Consider the following 17,919-nt stretch of genomic DNA (forward strand, 5'->3'; position numbering starts at 1 on the left):
ACACCCAAGGGCGCGTATAGCAGGGCATGGCTCTCTCTACCTCCCTCCCAACCTATCGTCGTCTGCTACCGCTGCTTGTGGCAGGTGTCTGCACGTTGCTGTTGAATGCCTGCTCGCCGGGCGCCAATAGCGACGACCCCGTGGCCGCCGCTCTGGCGCAAAACGAAAAGCGCATTGATGACCTCGACATCACCAAAAAGCAGAAGCAGGACGCCACCTTTATGGTGAATGCCGCGGCCGATGGCATTCTCAACCAGCAATTGGCTACGGTGGCGCTGCAACGCGCCGCTACCCCCAGCGTGCGCAACTTGGCGCAAAACCTGCTCAACCAGTACATCAAAATGACTGGGGAGTTGAAAACGCTAGCCGGCCGCAAGGGCATTACACTGCCCGAAGCATTAGGAGCCGAACGTCAGGAAGTATACAAGAACCTGTCGGCACTCACGGGCACTGCTTTCGATAAAAAATACAGTACGGCCATGGTCGATGGCCAGAAGAAAGCCGTAGACTCCTACGAAGACCTCAGCGAAGACGCCTACGATGGCGATATCCGGGGTTTTGCCGCTAAATACCTACCCGTGCTGCAACAGCAGGTAACCCAAGCCCAGCAAGTGCAGGACGAGGTTGAGAAACTACCTTAATTTCCTTCTCCCCTCCGCTCTTTTCCACACCATTTCACTTTTCTTTCTGATGATGTATCGTATTCTGACCGGCCTGACGCTGGCCGCCGCTCTTTCCCTTTCTGCCTGTGGCAACGCCGAAAAACGCACTGATGGCACCGCCGGCGAAGCGGTGAGTGACATTGATAAAGCTGCCGAGGAAGGCGGCGTGCAGGCCGATGCCGTGGTAATCGATAACAACGCTGGCCCTACTGTTACGCCATCTGCCGCCGACTCGGCCGCGCTGGATAAGAGCGGTACGACCCAACAACCCTAAGCTACCCTTCCCCTCCACCCTATTCTTTTCTTTCCGATGAAACGCATGTTGTTAGCCCCGCTATGCGCGGTGGCTTTGCTGGCAGCCACAGCCAGCTGCACGTCCAACGGCGACTCCGTGGATCAAGCCCAGAAAACCAACGAAGCCCGCCACGAAAACGCTACTGCCAACACAGAAATGGGCGACATCAAGCAGGACAAGAAGGATTTCGACTCCGACTTTATGACCAAAGCCGCCAGTGGTGGCATGCTGGAGGTAGAGTTGGGCCGCTTGGTAGCTCAGCGTGGTGCTACTCCCGAGGGCAAACAATTTGGCCAGCATATGGTGGACGACCACAGCAAAGCCAATGAGGAATTGAAAGCTTTAGCCGCCCAAAAGAACATTACGCTTCCCAGCACACTCGGCGAAGACCACCGCGAAGTGCTGGATGACGTGACCGACGAAAAGGGCGTGGACATGGACAAGAAGTACCTCAAAGAGATGGTGAAAGACCATGAAGAGGACGTAAAAGAATACACGGAAGCTTCCGTCCGTGCCAGCGACCCAGACATCAAGGCCTTCGCGGCCAAGAACGTCCCCATTTTGAAAGAGCATTTGTCGATGGCGCAGCAGATGCTGGCGGCAGTAGACAAGCGTGATTAACCCTTGTTCAACTCACCACTCATCTTATTCTTTTTGTCCTATGAAAACGTACTTCCTGACTCTGGCTTGTGCTGGCGCCTTACTGACTTCTGCTTGTGGCAACGACTCCGCCACCACTACCTCTGATTCGGCCATGAATACAGAGAATAGCGCCCTGATTGATTCCAGCACAATGGGTACTTCGGCCGCCATGAATATGGCCTCCGATACGGCCACGGCTCCGCACGCCACCGACGAGCAGTTTATGGAATCGGCCGCGCACAGCGACCAGAACGAAATTCAGCTCAGCAAATTGGTGCTCGAAAAAGGAGTGACAGGCATGGTGAAAGACCACGCCAACCAGATGATAACCGACCACACCAAGTCGACGGCCGATCTGAAAGCCATTGCGCAGAAGAAAAACGTGACCCTACCCACCGACATGGATGCCGCGCACAAGGCCATAGCTACCACTCTGCAAAAGCTCTCGGGCAAGGATCTGGAGATGCAGTATACGCAGCAGATGGTGCTAGACCACCAGAAAACGCTGAACACCATGCAGGCCCACGATAAAATGACGCAGGACGCTGACCTAAAGGCCTTCATTGCCAAAACGGCGCCCGTGGTGCAAAATCACCTGACAATGTTTAAGCAGCAAGCGAGTGCCATGTAACGTTGTTGACCTCTGCTTTATGAGAAAAGCCGCTGCCTACAGGGTAGCGGCTTTTTAGTTGAATACGGGCCATACTTAGTCGATGCGTGCTATGTATGCACAACACAAATATTTACTATTCAACTATTTACCAAGGAACAGATTAAAACATGTTGCAACATATATTGTACACAATCAGTATACACGAGCTGTTGCGTGCTACCACGTAGGTAGCAGCGCCTTTTTATATTACACATGAAATCAACTGTAAAATATATTTTGGGGGGCCTTTTGATTGGCTCTTTCTCGTTGGCTACCGCCCCAGCAGCACAGGCACAGAAGAAGCCAGTGAAAGAGGCCGAAAAAATCAATAAGAAGCGCAACAAGCTGAAAGCCGACTTCTCGCCTTACTCCAAAGACCAGTTGCAATACGACGCAGAGTTTGCCGTAGCGGCCTCCAGCAGTAACATGCTGGAAATAGCGCTGGGCAAGCTGGCCCAGCAAAAAGCCATTGCCACGGAGGTGAAAGAGTGGGGCAAGCGCATGGAGCAGGAGCACGGCCAAGCCGAGCAGCAACTCCAGGCCATTGCCGAGCGCGCCCGCATCACCCTACCCCAGATGATGGGCAAGGACGACAAAGGCATCTACGACGACATTGACGACCGGAAATACTTCGGCTTCGACAAAAAGTACATGCGCGACCTACAGGAGCTGCACGAGCGCACCATTGCCCGCTTCGCCGATGCCGCCGCAAAAGTCTCCGACCCCGCGCTACGCACCTACGCCGCCGAAATGCTACCCAAGCTGCGGGAGCACGAGGAAATAACGGACCAGCTGTTCGAAAGAGCTAGTGATAGGAAGTAAAGTTGAGAAAAAGAAGAACCTTAATTGATTTGAGGTTCTTCTTTTTGTATAACACCGTTATAAGTACTTAAATCGGTATCGCAGGCCCAGACTAACCCCGACACCGTCAATTAAGCCACTAAAGACAGGATTAATCAATACAGCCTCCGCAGTGGCCTGCACTCGCTGGGTACGGCCAAAGCCGTACCCAGCATTTAGACCCAGTATAGGATTGATAGCAGTACTTCGGTCGCGACTATTATCAATAGTCAATGGTTCGGTTTGGCCATTGATATATTCTTTACGCTTGTACTGCTGCCAGGAAGCAACTATCGCAGCGCCTACTACCACATCTACTTGCGTACGCCGTTGCGGTAATTTAGTCAACGTGTAGCGTACTAACATCGGTAAAGCGACTTTGTGTTGACTATATAAACTCTGATAATACCCCTGTCGTATTGGATAGAAAAAGTCATTAAAACGGCTATAATCATACTGTATACCTATTTGTGCGGCTAAGCGAGGTTGCAGGTAGCGACCAACATATAGGTATGGGCCAGTCATCGCCACTCTATTGTATAACTGAGGAGACTTATCCTGTTTCGCTCCATATCCATAAATACCATATTGGGCTCCAACATACCATTGTGGTCTCAAGATGCCATCAGTTACTTCTGGTACGTAGGAACGCGTGGCTGGCCCACCATTTAGTACCATACCTATGCGTATGCTACCAGTAATCTGCTTAGAATTGTAAATTTCTGTATCGGTTAGCTGCTGTACGTAGCCGGCATTCACATCAATGAAACCGCGCTTCCATAAACGGCGCTGCACACCATATAGTAGCGCTACTTGGGTATGTAACAGTTGCCCATGGAGGATGTCTAATTGAAACGGCAAATCTGAATGACGCCCTAATCCAGCGCCTAGGCTCACGGAAAAGTAGTTAGCCGAAAAATTACCAGCATTATGACCTCTCCGAATGCGCCGTTCTAAGTTGTAGTAAAAGCGCCCAGCCAATTGCCCTCGTACATTGACTGTTCCACGATAGTAGCCATTAGGGTAATAACCAACAGGATAGCGTAGATAACTAGGACTAATTTCACTCAACAACGACCATGCAGGGCTCCACAACTTACGTTCGTACATGATATGTATCCCATAGCGTCGAAAGGTAAGATTATTCAGCGCTAGTCTCCACACAGCGCGTTCCTCTTGCTGTACTCGTAACGCAACGGTATCTATTACTAAGGGTTGATTAGTAACTTCTTCCGTATAGCTCACATGCGTAGAATCGATAGTAGTCTGGGCATCGGCAAAACCAGGTAGTACAGCTGCACAGAACAATAAACCGCGTCGCAGTAGCGAAAAGAAGTAGCACATAGTGAGTGATATGATAAGGAAAGTCAAGGCTGAAATACAAGCTCTTGTGTTTGAAGCGTAAGCGGCGCGTAACTTGTACTGACGCGTACTATAGGCTGAGTTGATGCATTTTTTGTAGCAAGAGTAGCGCGGTCTTTGGCTATATGCTTAGCCATTTGATAGCTATTGGGTAGCAGCAGACGACCTTGTTGCACACTTAACTGATAAGCAAATTGTTCGGGTTGCGAGGCGCTAATAGTAACCTCTGTTCTATCGGCTTCTATAACCAGTTTGTGCAAATATGCTATGGGCTGAGCATGCACGCTTCCGTACTGATTGTGAATAGTAGCAGTGCCACCTATCCGCAGCAATCGGATGGCTGATTTGTTGGCCTCGCATGTGAAATTTGCTTCTACATCAGTGGCCGTCACATCAGCATAACGGGCAGTAACAGCAACGCTACCTTGCAGATTTTGTAAAGTGATTCGTCCAAAGTCTTGCTCCAATTGCTGCCAACCATACAGGTCGACTAGGCTGGTATGACCATAGGTATTGGCAACAACCAGATGGTTACCAGCAGGCATCATTACTGTATACTCAGCTCGCAAGTCGCTTTGCACAGTGGGCGCCCCAGTGGGTAGGGAAAAAAAGTTAACTAAGTTGATGGCGCTGACGTTCTGCTGCAAGCGGTACTGCGCTGCCGCTAAGTCGCGCTCGGCTATGGCACGGTCGGGGTGGCGGGCGCTTAGGCGCAGCACTACCTGCACGATGGGTTTGTCCCAACCCTGCACCCGTAGTGTGGCCTTCTCGGCCCGGATGCGCACCGATGTATTGGGTTTGCACACCCAGCGCTGCTCCAGCGTGCGGGTTACTACCTGCACCTTTTGCTGCGCGTAAGCGCCAAGGCTACTCAATAGCCAAAGCAGCACCAGCACGCCCACCCGACAACGATTCTGTACGATGCTACTCATGAGATAAGAAGTTGAACCAGCTCGCGGGTGAGCGTGGCGCGTAATGTGGTTAGCTGTACTTGCTGCCGCACCAGAGCGGGCGAAGCGCCAAACCGCCCCGCATCTTGCTGCAACCGCCTTTCTTGTTCCTCTACCTCTCTCAGCTGTGTCCGCAGTTCCCGAAACTCATCCGACTGGCACACTGTGGGTAGGGAAGTGCAATGGGCATCAATGAAAGCCTTCCCCTCCTGCGCCAGCGAGTCAGTGGGTGGCGCAAGCCGCCCAGCAGCAACCGGCGCGGCTATCTCTTCTTCGCTGAACGTGATTGTCTCGTGGGGAACTGCTGCTATCTGCTTGTTTAGCCCAGTAGGCCACAGCCACCACACACCAAGTAGCAGCAGGATAACAGCAGCTATACTTGCTACCTGGCGCCATGCAGCCGTGGGCCGCAGGAGGCGGAAGACAACGGCAGCAGCTGGTTCTTCAGCATTATCGAGTTGGTTGGCAATGGCAGCCCATAGGGCAGCATCGGGTTCGTGACTAGGTAGGGTAGGCAACGCCTGCGCAATGGCTTGCTCCGCGTCGAGCTGCGCTGCAATATGCAACCAAGTAGCCGCCTCAGGCTCGTGCGCAGGTAGGTCGGCTACGGCTCGGCGTAGGTACTCGCGCCCAGTTTCCTCGGGTGGTTTGGGGAAATCACTCATCGGTACAAATACTGAAGTTTGCGTTGCAGCAACCGCTTGGCGTGGTATAGCTGCGACTTGCTGGTGCCCTCCGTGACGCCCAGCAGCTCGGCCGCCTCGCGGTGGGAATAGCCCTCTACCTCCAGTAGGCAAAAGGTAGCGCGGTAGCCGGCCGGCAGCTCGCCGATGGCCTTTTCCAGCGCCTCGCCGGTCAGGCTGTCGTGCCAGGCTACCAGCGGCTCGGGGTGGCTATCGGGGTCGTAGACCTCCATGCGCTGCTCGCGCCGGAGCGTGAGCAAGGCCCGCCGCACCACAATGGTGCGTATCCAAGCGCCCAGCGCCGACTGCTGCCGGAAGCTGCCCAGCTGCTGAAACACCTGTACGAAGGCGTCCTGCAAGGCATCCTGCGCCAAGTCTCGGCTGTTCAGAATGCGCAGGGCGCAGGAGAACATGGTGGTTTTGTAGCGCTGGTACAGCTGGTACTGCGCCTGCCGGTCGTGGGTCAGGCAGGCGGTTAGCAGCTGTTCGTCGGTGAGTGGCAAGGTGGCGGAAGCTAGCACGGGGCGGATAGTTGTCCTAAAGTGCTGCTCCGCCGGGAGAAGGTTGGTTGGGGTAAGGAAATTATTTTTTGGGATATAGCCGTGGCAGCAATTGCTTTCCCTATTTTCCGGCTATCACTCTATTTTTCAGCCATTTATTCGATGAAGAAAATCTACTTGCTGCTAGCTATGTGCGGTGCCGGCCTCTCGGCGCATGCCCAACTCAACGTGGCGTACCATCAATCGGGTCTACCCTTCGCTTCCGTATCCTACGACTTCGGCCGCTTCCACCCCGATTTTCGGGTAGGCACCGACGCTTTCACTTCTAGCCTAGACCCAGAGTTAACGCTGAATTACAAATTTGTAAACAAAGAAGATTACTACGTGTATGGAGGCCTTGGGGCCCGTACCAACAATCTTGCTGGGGCCGTGGTACCGGTAGGCATCGTAGTGTTTCCGTTTGCCAAGAAGCGCCTGGGCTTTCACACAGAATTATCCGTTATTGGTATTAGTGAGGATGCTGCCGTGCTACGAGGTAGCTGGGGCATCAAGTTTCGTTTTGGCCGGGCGGAAGAGGGGCCGGGAATATAAATGCTACGTATTTTGATAAAAGCAAAAGCGCCCGCACTACAATAGTGCGGGCGCTTTTGCATGAAAGTTTAAAAGGCAGGTTAGACTACCTCCGCGTACCTACTCGTCTTCAGCTCCTCAGCCAAAAACTTCCCCGTATAACCCTTCTTCGACTTAGCTACCTGCTCAGGCGTGCCCTGGGCCACGATGGTACCGCCGCCGGCGCCGCCTTCGGGGCCGATGTCAATGATATGGTCGGCTACTTTGATCAGGTCGAGGTTGTGCTCGATGATGAGGACCGTATTGCCCTTGTCGACCAGCTTTTGCAGCACGTCGGAGAGGTGATTGATGTCCTCGAAGTGTAGGCCGGTGGTCGGCTCGTCGAGGATGTAGAAGGTCTGGCCAGTGTCCTTCTTGCTGAGTTCGGTGGCCAGCTTCACGCGCTGGGCTTCGCCACCTGAGAGGGTAGTAGCCTGCTGGCCCAGCGTGAGGTAACCCAGGCCTACATCATTCAACGTCTGAATCTTACGCAGAATGCGGGGCTGGTACTCGAAGAACTCCACGGCTTTTTCCACCGTCATGTCCAGCACGTCGGTGATGCTCTTACCCTTGAAGCGCACTTCCAGGGTTTCGCGGTTGTAGCGGCGGCCTTTGCAGGTTTCGCAGGGCACGTGCACGTCGGGCAGGAAGTTCATTTCAATGGTGCGCAGGCCCGCGCCCTCGCAGGTTTCGCAGCGCCCGCCCTTCACGTTGAAGGAGAAGCGGCCGGGACCGTACCCACGAATTTTCGATTCGGGCAGTTCGGCAAACAGCTGGCGGATTTCGGTCATCACGCCCGTGTAGGTAGCCGGGTTGGAGCGCGGCGTGCGCCCAATCGGCGACTGGTCTACCTCAATTACCTTATCAATAAACTCCAGACCCTCAATGCTATCATACTTCAGCGGCTCACGTTTGGCGTTGAAGAAGTGCTGGTTGAGGATGGGGTAGAGCGTGTCGTGAATAAGCGACGACTTGCCCGAGCCCGACACGCCCGTAACGGCTATCAGCTTGCCCAGCGGAAACTTGGCCGTCACATTTTTAAGGTTGTGACCTTTGGCGCCTTTCAGCACCAGCTCTTCGCCGGTACCCTCGCGCTTTTTCTTGCGCAGCTCAATGTGCTTCTGCCCACTGAGGTACTGCGAGGTGAGGGAGCCAGAGTTGAAAATCTCGGTAGGCGAGCCTTCGGCCACGATGCTGCCGCCGTGGATGCCAGCGCCGGGGCCGATGTCCAGCACGTGGTCGGCGTGCATGATCATGTCCTTGTCGTGCTCCACCACAATCACCGAGTTGCCGATGTCGCGCAGGTGCTGCAAGGCCTTGATTAGCCGTTCGTTGTCGCGCTGGTGCAGGCCGATGCTGGGCTCGTCCATGATGTAGAGCACGCCTACCAGCTGGGTACCAATTTGGGTAGCTAGGCGGATACGCTGACTCTCGCCGCCGCTCAGCGTGCGCACCGAGCGGTGCAGGTCGAGGTAGTCGAGGCCTACCTCCAGCAGGAAGCCGATGCGCTTGCGAATTTCCTTCAGCAGCTCGCGGGCAATCAGATTCTGGCGCTCCGAGAGACGGTCTTCCAGCCCTTCAAACCACGCGGCCAGCTCCTTGATGTCCATCACCGATAGCTCGCCAATGTGCTTATCGGCAATCTTGAAGTGCAGCGACTCTTTCTTGAGGCGGTAGCCCTGGCACTCGGGGCACTCCTTGGCTTGGGTGTACTGCTGAATCCAGTCCCGGATGTTGTCGGAATCGGAATCCATCTGGCGCCGCAAAAAGGGGATGATGCCCTCGAACGGCTCGGTGTAGTTAGCTTTCGTGGTATCGGCGTCCTCATCCTCGGGGATGCCGTGCAACAGGCGCTGCACCAGGTCTTCGGGCAGCTTTTGGATGGGCGTGCTGAGCGAGGCCTTGTGCTTTTTCAGAATCAGCTGGAGCTGCTGGAAAATCCAGATGTCGCGGTACTCGCCCAGCGGCGCAATACCGCCGCGGCTGATACTCAGCTTCTTATCCGGCATCACGGTTTCCTCCGTAATTTCCTGCACCTCGCCCAGGCCGTTGCACACGGGGCAGGCACCGTAGGGCGAATTGAACGAAAACGTGTTCGGCGCGGGGTCGTCGTAGGCGATGCCGGTGGCCGGGTCCATCAGGAAGCGGGAGAAGAACTGGGTGTTGTCCTTCTTCTTGCTATCGGGGTCGAGCACGAGCATGGTGCCTTTGCCCTGGGTAAGGGCATTTTGCACCGAGCCGGACAGGCGGTGGCGGTCGTCGGCCTTCACCACCAGGCGGTCAATCACGATTTCGATGTCGTGAATCTTGTAGCGGTCCACCTGCATCTTGGCCGTGATGTCGAGCAACTCGCCATCCACGCGCACTTTGGTGAAGCCCAGCTTGGCTACCTGCTGAAACAGCTCGCGGTAGTGGCCTTTCCTACCCTTCACCACAGGGGCCAGCACCACCAGCTTCTTGTTGTCGTAGTGCTTGAGAATGTAGTTGATAATCTGGTCGTCCGACTGCCGGATCATCTTCTTACCTGTCACGTAGCTGAACGCCTCGGCGGTGCGCGCATAAAACAAGCGCAGGAAGTCGTAAATCTCGGTGATGGTGCCGACGGTGGAGCGCGGGTTGCGCGAGGTAGTCTTCTGCTCGATGCTAATCACCGGCGACAAGCCCTCGATCTTGTCCACGTCGGGCCGTTCCAGGCCGCCCATAAACGAGCGGGCGTAGGCCGAAAACGTCTCCATGTAGCGGCGCTGGCCCTCGGCATAAATCGTATCAAACGCCAGCGACGACTTGCCCGAGCCGGAAATACCCGTAAACACCACCAGCTTGCCCCGCGGAATCTGAATGGAAACGTTTTTCAGGTTGTGCTCCCGCGCGCCGTACACTTCAATAAAGGGCGCTTCGGCAGCAGCGGGGTTGGGGTGGTCGTGCCCGTTGGGAGGTAGAGCTACGGCCGCGGCCGTCAGCTCGGCCTGGGCCGTGGCTACTTGGGAAAGGGGAGAAATGGTAGCGGCCGCAACGGCCGGGGCTTTTTTCTTAGCCATGCAAAGCAAGTCAGAATAAGTCTGCAAAGGTACGCAAAACGCAGCCGGATGGCTACTCCGAATAGCTTCTTAGCCAGTGATTTTAGCGAACATCGGAGCGGCACCCAAGGCTGCCGGATATGCGGCAGATAGGGTACAACAACATGGCGCCCCGAAATGTCCCGTTCGCCCCAAAACTTCTCTTGGAGCCTCACAGTAGGATTATGCAGAGATGGATTTGGCCTTGTTCTTGTCTAAGGACCATTAGAATTGATTTGTTCTCTTTCTCCTACCCCCTACCCATGAAACGACTCCCTGCTTTTGCCATTGCGGCCCTGTTTGCGGTGGCCTTCGCCAGCCCTTCTGCCCAGGCCCAACAAGTTACAGTCAACATCAATACGCCCTCCTGGGGACCGTCGGCGCCGGCCGGCTCGCAGTACTACTACATTCCGGAGGTAGGCGGCTACTACGACCTGCGCGACCAATACTACGTGGTGGAGCGGGAAGGCAAATGGCAGCGCCTGAAATCCATCAGCGGGTACGCGCCCAGCAGCTTCCACCCCGTCGTGATTGACTACCGCGGCTCCCAACCTTGGGCACAAATCACCCGGCACCGGCAACTCTACCCGGTGGCCCTACCCCCCGGCCAGGTGAAGCGCCTGCAAAACGGCAAGGGCCTACCTCCCGGCCAGGCCAAAAAGCTGTATGGGGGCGGTAATGGCAACGGCCACGGCAAAGGAAAAGGCAGGCACTAAGCAGCTATAACCAGTAGGGGCGACGCGAAGTACATACTTTGCGTCGCCCCTTTTCTATGTTATTGTTTGACAAGCTGTTCCCACTTGGTTTCTGCGCTGATATCGGCGGGAGGCGGCATCTTATTGGCCGCTAGCAGAGCTTCAATGTAAATCATGTCCGGGTCGTGGTTCATGCCGGCGACGGCTTTCACCTGGTCGTCCTTGAGGTAGAACGCCAGAAAATCCTGCTCGCCTACGTTGCCCACGTAGCGGATGTCGTCCCACTTTTCGGCGTGGCCGGCGTAGCGCAGGCTCTTGCCGTATTGCTGGGTCCAGAAGTAGGGCGCGGCAGTATATTTCACCTGCTGGCCTAATAGGTTTCGAGCGGCCAGGCGGCCGTGCTGCTGGGCCACGCGCCAGTGCTCAATGCGCAGCGTGTCGCCTGTAGCAGCCGGGTAATGGGCAATGTCGCCGGCCGCGTAGATATTGGGGGCGGCTTGCAGGTACTCATCCACCTTTAGGCCACCGTCTTTTTCCAGCCGGAACGCTTCTTTTAGGAAATCGGTGGCAGGCCGCACACCTACCCCCAGCACCACCAAATCGGCGGGCAGGTCTTTGCCGGATTTCAGCCGGACGCCGGCCACGCGGCCGTTCTTGCCGGTTAGCTCCGTCACCTCGGCTTCGGCCTCAAACTGCACGCCTTTTTCCTGGTGCATGGTGCGGAACATCTTGCCTACCTCCGGCCCCAGCACCTTCTCAAAGGGCTCCTTTTCCTGAGCAATGACCGTCACAGTACGCCCCTCCTGCCCGGCAAGGCTGCTGGCCGCTTCCATCCCGATAAAGCTGGAGCCGATAATGACCACTTGTTTGGCTTCTTTGGCGGCCTCTACTATCGCCTCAGCATCGGCTTGGGTGCGCAAGAGCAACACGTGTTGCAGGTCGTGGCCGGGAAGCTTGGGGAGGGAGTTGGGCGTGCCGCCAGGGGCCAGCAGCAGCTGGTCGTAGGTCAGCGGGGCAGCATCGGCCAGTAGCACCTGCTTTTTTTCCAGGTCCAGGCCGGTGGCGCGGGTATTGGTTAGCAGCTCAATGTGGTGCTTCGCGTAGAAATCGTCTTCGCGCAGAGGTAGGCTTGCGGGCTTGGCCTTGCCCGCCAGATAGGCTTTGCTGAGCTTGGTGCGGTCGTAGGGCGCGGCTGCATCGGCCGACACCAGTACCACGCGCCCGGCAAAGCCTTCCTCGCGCAGGGTTTGGGCCGCCATCTGTCCGGCTGCGCCACCGCCTACTATCACGATAGTAGACTGTTTAGCCTCTTCTTCCTGAGCAGCAGGCACAGGTGCGCCGCCTACCTCGGCGGTGGGCGTTTCGTCGGGCTTGTCGGTGCTGGCGGGCGGGTTGTCGGGCACCGATACGTATACCCTACCTTCGGCCTCGCGCACCGCAAAGGTGGGTAGGGCATCGAGGGCGGGCGGCTCGCACAGGCTGCCATCGGTGGCCTTGAAACAAGCGTGGTGCCACGGACACACAATTTGCCCCTGTACCAACCGGCCTTTTTCGAGGGGGGCGCCGTAGTGCGGGCAATGCGCGGCAAAGGCACGATACTGGCCTTCGTGCCGCACTAGCAGCACCTCGGGACCTTCGTGGGGGGTAGGGAAAGCGCGTAGCTCCCCTTCTTGCAGCGCATCGAGTGGGGCTAGGTTGATTTCAGTGGGCATACTTGTGGAGCTTGATCTGCTTTTCACAACGCACGCCAGCACAACCGGGTTGGGCCGGCAGTACGTATTAGAAGAATAACCCATTTCCCACCCCTTACCTGCTTTCGTATGGATACCCCCTATACGCCCATCAGCTGCTCGTTCTACGATGAGTTGGAAGCGCTGGCCACCACCCGCCAGCCCTGCCAACTCGTGTACCGTACCCAGCCCGATTCGCCTCCAGTCACCTACCAGGGCGTTATTGCCGACCTGTTCATCCAGGACAAAGTAGAGTATCTGCGCCTCACCGACGGCTTCACCCTCCGTCTCGACAACCTCCTGGCCGTAGACCAAAAGGAACGCCGCGACGTGTGCTAGGTGGTGAGATGGTGAGTGGTGAAATGGTGAGATGGTGAGTTTGATGTTCTGACGGCACAGTTCGCGCAAGTGGCGCCGTCAGAACATCAAACTCACCATCTCACCACTCACCATTTCACCACTCACCATCTCACTATTTCACCAGCTTAAACAAATGCGGGGTGCTAGTGGGCTTGTAGCGGCCGAAGGTGGTGGGAAGTTTGTAACGCAGCTCAGGCAGTAAGTTATGCTCGTCGATGAGGTAGACTGGAGGGCGGCGCATGTTGCGTGCCAGCCGGAAGGCGGCGGCGTACTCGTTGAGATGACCAAAATCCTGCTGCGCCAGGCGCCAGTCGAGGTAGGGCGTGGCGAGGCGGTTGGCGAGGTAGGGCCGCCGGTCGGTGCCTAGTACCAATAGCGTTTGGTTGCGCACGCTGGCGTAGGCAGGGTTAGGCTGCACAGCAAAAGAGGCCTCAGCAGGAATAGGCAGTAAGTTGCCGAAGGGCAGCACGCTCCGGTAGCGGATGCCTACCACCGTCCCTATCAATACTAATAGTAGCAGCTCCAGCAGCCACGGCCGCGGCGCCCGCTGCCACAAAAACAGCCCGAAATAGGTGAGCGGCGGCAGCGCCAGCACCAGCGTACCGGGCGCCCTACCATCCCCAACGGCGATAATGGCGATGGTGACTACCAGCCACACCAGCATCAGCTGCAAAAATTTCACCTGAAAGACCAGTCCCAGCGAAGTGGCAAACGTGCGTAGTAGCGCCGCTGCCAGCAGTACGCCCGGCAGCACCAGCAGCCGCAACTGCACTAGGCGGGGCATGCCATCAGCGCCGGCCGTGAGGCCCGCCAGGGTAGGGCGCAGATGAAACTGCGAGAAGGCCGGCAGCGCATCGGCGTACAGCAGCACCGTGCCCACCACCACGTACGGAAAGAAGAAGCCACACAGCAGCAGCAAAAAGCTTCGGAAGGAGTTGGCTGCAAAGATGATAACCGCAAACAGAGCCAGCACCAGAAATAGCGCCAGCGGTAGGTAGAACAGCGCCGCCAGCCCCAGCAGAAACCCCGCCTGAAACAGGCGGCGGTTGTCGTAGCCCTCGCGCGAGGTGGGCAGCAACGCACTGAGCGCATACACCACCAGCGTGTGCCCCACCAGCAATGGCGACAGAATATCCAGGTCGGATGTGACGCTGGCGACCAGCAGGTAGGTAAGGGCCGCCACGTAGCCGCGCTCGGGGTGCACGTCGGCGCGGTTTAGGATACGGTTGAGGCGCACGGCCTGCACCACCAGCAGCGCCAGCGCCAGCGCCCGATACAGCCACAGCGGCCGGCTCCCCACGGCTTCGAGCAGGCCATACAAGGCGCTGGCTAGTGGGGCAGTGCTGTCGTACAGGTCGCGATAGGGTACGGCGCCGCTGTGCAACCGCTCGCCTATCAGGAACGCGTGCAGCTCTACGGCCGATAGCGGCACGCCCAGCCACAGCAGCGGCACACGCACGGCCAGCACCACCAGTAGCAGCACCACCAAGCGCGAGGGAAGCGGACTTTTAAAGAATTGGAGCAGGGTCTTGGGGTCTTGGGGTCTTGGGGTCTTGGTTGATGTTCTACTCATCAACTATCCCCCTGGCCTACAAAAGTAGCAGGTGCAAGACCACCCATTCAATAAACTACCTGGCAAAAGCCTACAAAGCCACGTAGAACTGGGTAGGGAAGTTGGGATGCGAAAATAAAATCCAAGACCCTAAGCCCCCAAGACCCCAAGACCCCAAACAAGACCCCAATCACCTATCTTTGCCTGTTCTATGGAAAGCAAACGACAGCAAAAAGTAGCCAGCTTGCTCCAGCAAGAGCTGGCGGCCGTATTTCAGCGCGACTTGCCGCACCTGTTTCCGGGCCTGGCGCCCGGTATCAGTACGGTGCGCGTATCGCCCGACCTGGGTATTGCCCGCGTGTACCTGAGCTTGCTCCTGGTAGGCGATGGCGAGGCCATGCTGGAACAAGTGCGCGACAGCGGCAAGGAAATTCGCCTGGCCCTGGCTAAGCGCATTCGGCAGCAGCTGCGTGTGGTGCCGGCCCTCAGCTTCTTCCTCGACGACAGCGCCGCCTACGCCGCGCACATGGACCAAGTATTCGGTGGCCTCACCATCCCGGCCACCGACGCCGACGCGCCCACCGACGAGGACGATACTGCCAAGCCCACCCCGCCCCGCCCCCGCCTCTTCGCCGACGAAGATGAGTAGTGAGTGGTGAGATAGTGAAATAGTGAGTTTTCGCTGCTAACTATTGCGCTATTCAACCATTAAACTCACCATTTCACCATTTCACCATTTCACCACTTGCATTACGACCCGATTAAACGCTCGCTGGGCAACGTGTTCAACCGCACGCCGTGGCTGCGGCGCCTGTTCTATCACCTGCTCGATTTGCTGCTACTGCGTACCTGGCACGTGCACCGCGAGTTGCGCCAGTGGTCCAGAGGCCGCACCCAGGATCCACTCACCATCCTGGATGCCGGCGCTGGCTACGGGCAATACACCTACTGGCTGAGCGGGCTGAGCTCTAAGTGGCAAATTCTGGCTGTGGATGTGAAAGAGGAGCAAGTAGCCGATTCCAACAACTTTTTCCGGCAGATTGGTCGGCCGCAGGTGCAGTTTGCCGTGCAGGATCTGGTGCTGTACCAAGAGCCCAACAGCTTCGACCTGGCCCTATCGGTGGACGTGATGGAGCACATTCTGGAAGACGTGGAGGTGTTTCGCAACATTCACACCTCCCTCAAGGATGGCGGCATGTTGCTCATCTCTACCCCCAGCGACCAGGGCGGTTCCGACGTGCACGGCGACGGCGAAACCAGCTTTATTGAAGAGCACGTGCGCGACGGCTACAACATCCATGAGATTCAGCAGAAGCTGCGCACGGCTGGTTTTGAGCGCATCGAGGCCCGTTACAGCTACGGGGAGCCGGGCCAGATTTCCTGGCGCATGAGCATGAAGTATCCGATTCTCATGCTGGGCAAGTCGCGGCTGTTTTTCCTGCTGCTGCCGTTTTACTACCTGCTGGTATTTCCCTTTTGCTTGCTGCTCAACTGGTTTGATGCCCGCACCACCCACGACTCTGGCACCGGCCTGATCGTAAAAGCCTGGAAGTAGCGGTTTTGCCGGGGGTAGCGTATCTTGGCGTATATTTCTAGCTTATACGATAATGGCTAATAAAAACGACTTATCCGAGCTGCTTGCAGAAATGCTGATTCGCATGGACCGGCAACAGGTTCAAATTGACAAGACAAACGAAATTCTGGGTACGGTAGCAAACATGCAAACCCGGATGCTGAACCAAATGGATTTAATCTATCAGGAGCAGCAACGTTTTAATGCCAAGCAGGAGCAATTCAACGCACGGCAGGAGCAGTTTAACGACCGCCAAGTTCAGTTCAACTCCCGTCAGGAGGAGGTGAATCTGGCTATTTTACAGGAATTACGTCTTATTAAAACGGACGTGCGGGAGTTGAAAGAAACTGTGTCGAATAACCACGAAGAGCGTCTGCGCCGCCTCGAAGATTTCATGCGGCGCGCCAGTTAGCGCTTCCTTATTCAGTCTCCCGCTTCGCCCTACCCACGCCCGCACGTGAACGTTCCTTTGCTCATTGCCCGGCGCTACTTTTTCTCGAAGAAGAAGCGCAATATTATCAGCATCATCTCCAACATTTCGATGGTAGGGGTGGCCGTGGGCACAATGGCGCTCATCATTGTGCTGTCGGTGTTCAACGGCCTGGAAGACCTCGTGCGCGGCCTCTACGGCAAATCAGACCCCGACCTGATGATTTCGGCGGTGCAGGGCAAGTCCTTTCCGGTTGATAGCGCCTTTATCGACCGCATCACGGCCGTACCGGGCGTGGCGCTTGTCACGCAAGTCATTGAAGACAACGCCCTGCTCCAGTACCACGACCGTCAGATGGTGGTGAAGATGAAGGGCATGAGCGAAAACTACTTTGCTCAGAGCAACATCGACTCGGCTATTGTAGAAGGTGACCACCGCCTTGTGCGCGATGGCCAGGACTATGCCCTGCTGGGCGCCGGCGTACAGCACGAGCTCAGCATTGCCCTCGACAACCGCCTCTCGCCCCTGCGCCTTCTCTACCCCCGCAACACGGGCAAAAAGCTGCTGTCGATGAACCCGGAAACGGCCTTCAACGAGCAGGCTATTCTGGCCGGTGGCGTATTCCTGATCGAGCAGCGCATCGACGACAGCTACATCTTTGTGCCGCTGGAATTTGCCCGCGACTTGCTACTCTACGGCAACCGCCGCACCTCATTGGAAGTACGTGTGGGCGACCAACACTCCGTAGACGACGTGAAGGAGGAGCTGCGGCAGTTACTCGGCTCCAAGTTTCAGGTGCTCGACTCCGACGAGCAGCACGTGAGCTTGCTCAAAGCCATCAAGGTAGAGAAGATGTTTGTGTTCATCACCTTCGCCTTCATCCTGCTGATTGCTTCGCTCAACATCTTCTTTTCGCTATCGATGCTGGTGATAGATAAGAAGAAGGATGTAGCTATTCTGCGGGCAATGGGCGCTACCACCCAGCTTGTGCGCAACATTTTCCTGCTCGAAGGCGCCATTGTGGCGATGGTGGGCGCCATCACGGGCCTGGTACTAGGGGTGAGTATCTGCTGGCTGCAACAAACCTTCCACCTTGTCTCGATGGGTATGGCCACAGCCGTGGTGGACTCCTACCCTGTGAAAATGCAGGCCACCGACATTGTGCTGACGGGCTTGGCCATTATTGTCATTACCATTTCCGTGTCTATTCGGCCGGCTCTGAACGCGGCACGCCTAGACGTGCGCGACAATTTATAACCCCTTTTTTACGGCTGTAGTGTCGCAACTAATGTCCTGCTTTGCCGCAAGCAAAGGGGTAAGGAGATTTT

At 56.4% G+C, this 17,919-nt stretch carries 19 protein-coding genes; 12 read left to right on the forward strand and 7 right to left on the reverse strand.

Annotation, left to right across the window (positions count from 1 at the left end):
• Positions 1 to 26 precede the first annotated feature (26 nt).
• The 5 genes from H8B15_RS06045 (at position 27) to H8B15_RS06065 (ending at position 3,073) form a co-directional block, all read left to right on the forward strand.
• Positions 27 to 641 (forward strand): DUF4142 domain-containing protein, encoded by a 615-nt coding sequence (locus H8B15_RS06045; RefSeq protein WP_187318772.1) that lies wholly within the window; start codon positions 27 to 29, stop codon positions 639 to 641.
• Positions 642 to 690: 49 nt separating this feature from the next.
• On the forward strand, positions 691 to 936 hold the full coding sequence (locus H8B15_RS06050) for a hypothetical protein (protein ID WP_187318773.1): 246 nt from the start codon (positions 691 to 693) through the stop codon (positions 934 to 936).
• A gap of 36 nt (positions 937 to 972) precedes the next feature.
• Positions 973 to 1,578, forward strand: a complete 606-nt coding sequence (locus tag H8B15_RS06055; protein ID WP_187318774.1) for a DUF4142 domain-containing protein — start codon at positions 973 to 975, stop codon at positions 1,576 to 1,578.
• 40 nt (positions 1,579 to 1,618) lie between these two features.
• Positions 1,619 to 2,230, forward strand: coding sequence for a DUF4142 domain-containing protein (locus H8B15_RS06060; protein ID WP_187318775.1), 612 nt, complete (start codon positions 1,619 to 1,621; stop codon positions 2,228 to 2,230).
• 270 nt (positions 2,231 to 2,500) lie between these two features.
• On the forward strand, positions 2,501 to 3,073 hold the full coding sequence (locus H8B15_RS06065) for a DUF4142 domain-containing protein (RefSeq protein WP_187318776.1): 573 nt from the start codon (positions 2,501 to 2,503) through the stop codon (positions 3,071 to 3,073).
• Between the two features lie 57 nt (positions 3,074 to 3,130).
• On the opposite strand, the gene H8B15_RS06070 is transcribed toward H8B15_RS06065, so the two are convergent.
• The 4 genes from H8B15_RS06070 to H8B15_RS06085 are packed head-to-tail and all read right to left on the reverse strand — an operon-like array spanning position 3,131 to position 6,607.
• Positions 3,131 to 4,462, reverse strand: coding sequence for a hypothetical protein (locus H8B15_RS06070; RefSeq protein WP_187318777.1), 1,332 nt, complete (start codon positions 4,460 to 4,462; stop codon positions 3,131 to 3,133).
• Positions 4,459 to 5,385 carry a DUF4097 family beta strand repeat-containing protein gene (locus H8B15_RS06075; protein ID WP_187318778.1) on the reverse strand — a complete coding sequence of 309 codons (927 nt, stop codon included), beginning with the start codon at positions 5,383 to 5,385 and terminating at the stop codon, positions 4,459 to 4,461. Before H8B15_RS06075 ends, H8B15_RS06070 begins: the two co-directional genes overlap by 4 nt.
• On the reverse strand, positions 5,382 to 6,068 hold the full coding sequence (locus tag H8B15_RS06080; RefSeq protein WP_187318779.1) for a hypothetical protein: 687 nt from the start codon (positions 6,066 to 6,068) through the stop codon (positions 5,382 to 5,384). Before H8B15_RS06080 ends, H8B15_RS06075 begins: the two co-directional genes overlap by 4 nt.
• A complete protein-coding gene (locus H8B15_RS06085) occupies positions 6,065 to 6,607 on the reverse strand; it encodes a sigma-70 family RNA polymerase sigma factor (protein WP_187318780.1) in 543 nt (180 codons plus the stop codon). The genes H8B15_RS06080 and H8B15_RS06085 overlap by 4 nt, the downstream gene beginning before the upstream one ends.
• Before the next feature lie 141 nt (positions 6,608 to 6,748).
• Between H8B15_RS06085 and H8B15_RS06090 the strand changes: the two genes are divergently transcribed.
• Positions 6,749 to 7,177, forward strand: a complete 429-nt coding sequence (locus tag H8B15_RS06090) for a hypothetical protein (protein WP_187318781.1) — start codon at positions 6,749 to 6,751, stop codon at positions 7,175 to 7,177.
• A gap of 80 nt (positions 7,178 to 7,257) precedes the next feature.
• On the opposite strand, the gene uvrA is transcribed toward H8B15_RS06090, so the two are convergent.
• The gene (uvrA, locus tag H8B15_RS06095) at positions 7,258 to 10,233 is read right to left on the reverse strand and encodes an excinuclease ABC subunit UvrA (RefSeq protein WP_216859081.1); all 2,976 of its coding nucleotides are present in this window, start codon (positions 10,231 to 10,233) and stop codon (positions 7,258 to 7,260) included.
• A gap of 281 nt (positions 10,234 to 10,514) precedes the next feature.
• On the opposite strand from uvrA, the gene H8B15_RS06100 reads away from it, so the two are divergent.
• On the forward strand, positions 10,515 to 10,967 hold the full coding sequence (locus tag H8B15_RS06100; RefSeq protein ID WP_187318782.1) for a hypothetical protein: 453 nt from the start codon (positions 10,515 to 10,517) through the stop codon (positions 10,965 to 10,967).
• A 59-nt stretch (positions 10,968 to 11,026) separates the two neighbouring features.
• Here H8B15_RS06100 and H8B15_RS06105 read toward each other — a convergent pair whose 3' ends face one another.
• The gene (locus H8B15_RS06105; RefSeq protein ID WP_187318783.1) at positions 11,027 to 12,658 is read right to left on the reverse strand and encodes an FAD-dependent oxidoreductase; all 1,632 of its coding nucleotides are present in this window, start codon (positions 12,656 to 12,658) and stop codon (positions 11,027 to 11,029) included.
• A 108-nt stretch (positions 12,659 to 12,766) separates the two neighbouring features.
• On the opposite strand from H8B15_RS06105, the gene H8B15_RS06110 reads away from it, so the two are divergent.
• Positions 12,767 to 13,015, forward strand: a complete 249-nt coding sequence (locus H8B15_RS06110; protein ID WP_187318784.1) for a hypothetical protein — start codon at positions 12,767 to 12,769, stop codon at positions 13,013 to 13,015.
• A gap of 133 nt (positions 13,016 to 13,148) precedes the next feature.
• Here the strand turns inward: H8B15_RS06110 and H8B15_RS06115 are convergent, their stop codons facing one another.
• Entirely contained in the window at positions 13,149 to 14,609 is a 1,461-nt protein-coding gene (locus H8B15_RS06115) for a hypothetical protein (RefSeq protein ID WP_187318785.1), read from the reverse strand.
• A 190-nt stretch (positions 14,610 to 14,799) separates the two neighbouring features.
• On the opposite strand from H8B15_RS06115, the gene H8B15_RS06120 reads away from it, so the two are divergent.
• From H8B15_RS06120 to H8B15_RS06135, 4 genes are all read left to right on the forward strand, one after another.
• The gene (locus H8B15_RS06120) at positions 14,800 to 15,237 is read left to right on the forward strand and encodes a ribosome-binding factor A (protein ID WP_187318786.1); all 438 of its coding nucleotides are present in this window, start codon (positions 14,800 to 14,802) and stop codon (positions 15,235 to 15,237) included.
• Between the two features lie 96 nt (positions 15,238 to 15,333).
• Complete coding sequence (locus H8B15_RS06125; RefSeq protein ID WP_187318787.1) at positions 15,334 to 16,143, forward strand: class I SAM-dependent methyltransferase; 810 nt, start codon at positions 15,334 to 15,336, stop codon at positions 16,141 to 16,143.
• Between the two features lie 52 nt (positions 16,144 to 16,195).
• Positions 16,196 to 16,573 carry a hypothetical protein gene (locus H8B15_RS06130; RefSeq protein WP_187318788.1) on the forward strand — a complete coding sequence of 126 codons (378 nt, stop codon included), beginning with the start codon at positions 16,196 to 16,198 and terminating at the stop codon, positions 16,571 to 16,573.
• 45 nt (positions 16,574 to 16,618) lie between these two features.
• Positions 16,619 to 17,848 (forward strand): FtsX-like permease family protein, encoded by a 1,230-nt coding sequence (locus tag H8B15_RS06135; protein WP_187318789.1) that lies wholly within the window; start codon positions 16,619 to 16,621, stop codon positions 17,846 to 17,848.
• Positions 17,849 to 17,919: the final 71 nt, after the last annotated feature.

Origin of the sequence: Hymenobacter citatus, from assembly GCF_014333615.1 — a bacterium.
Classification (GTDB): Bacteria; Bacteroidota; Bacteroidia; order Cytophagales; family Hymenobacteraceae; genus Hymenobacter; species Hymenobacter citatus.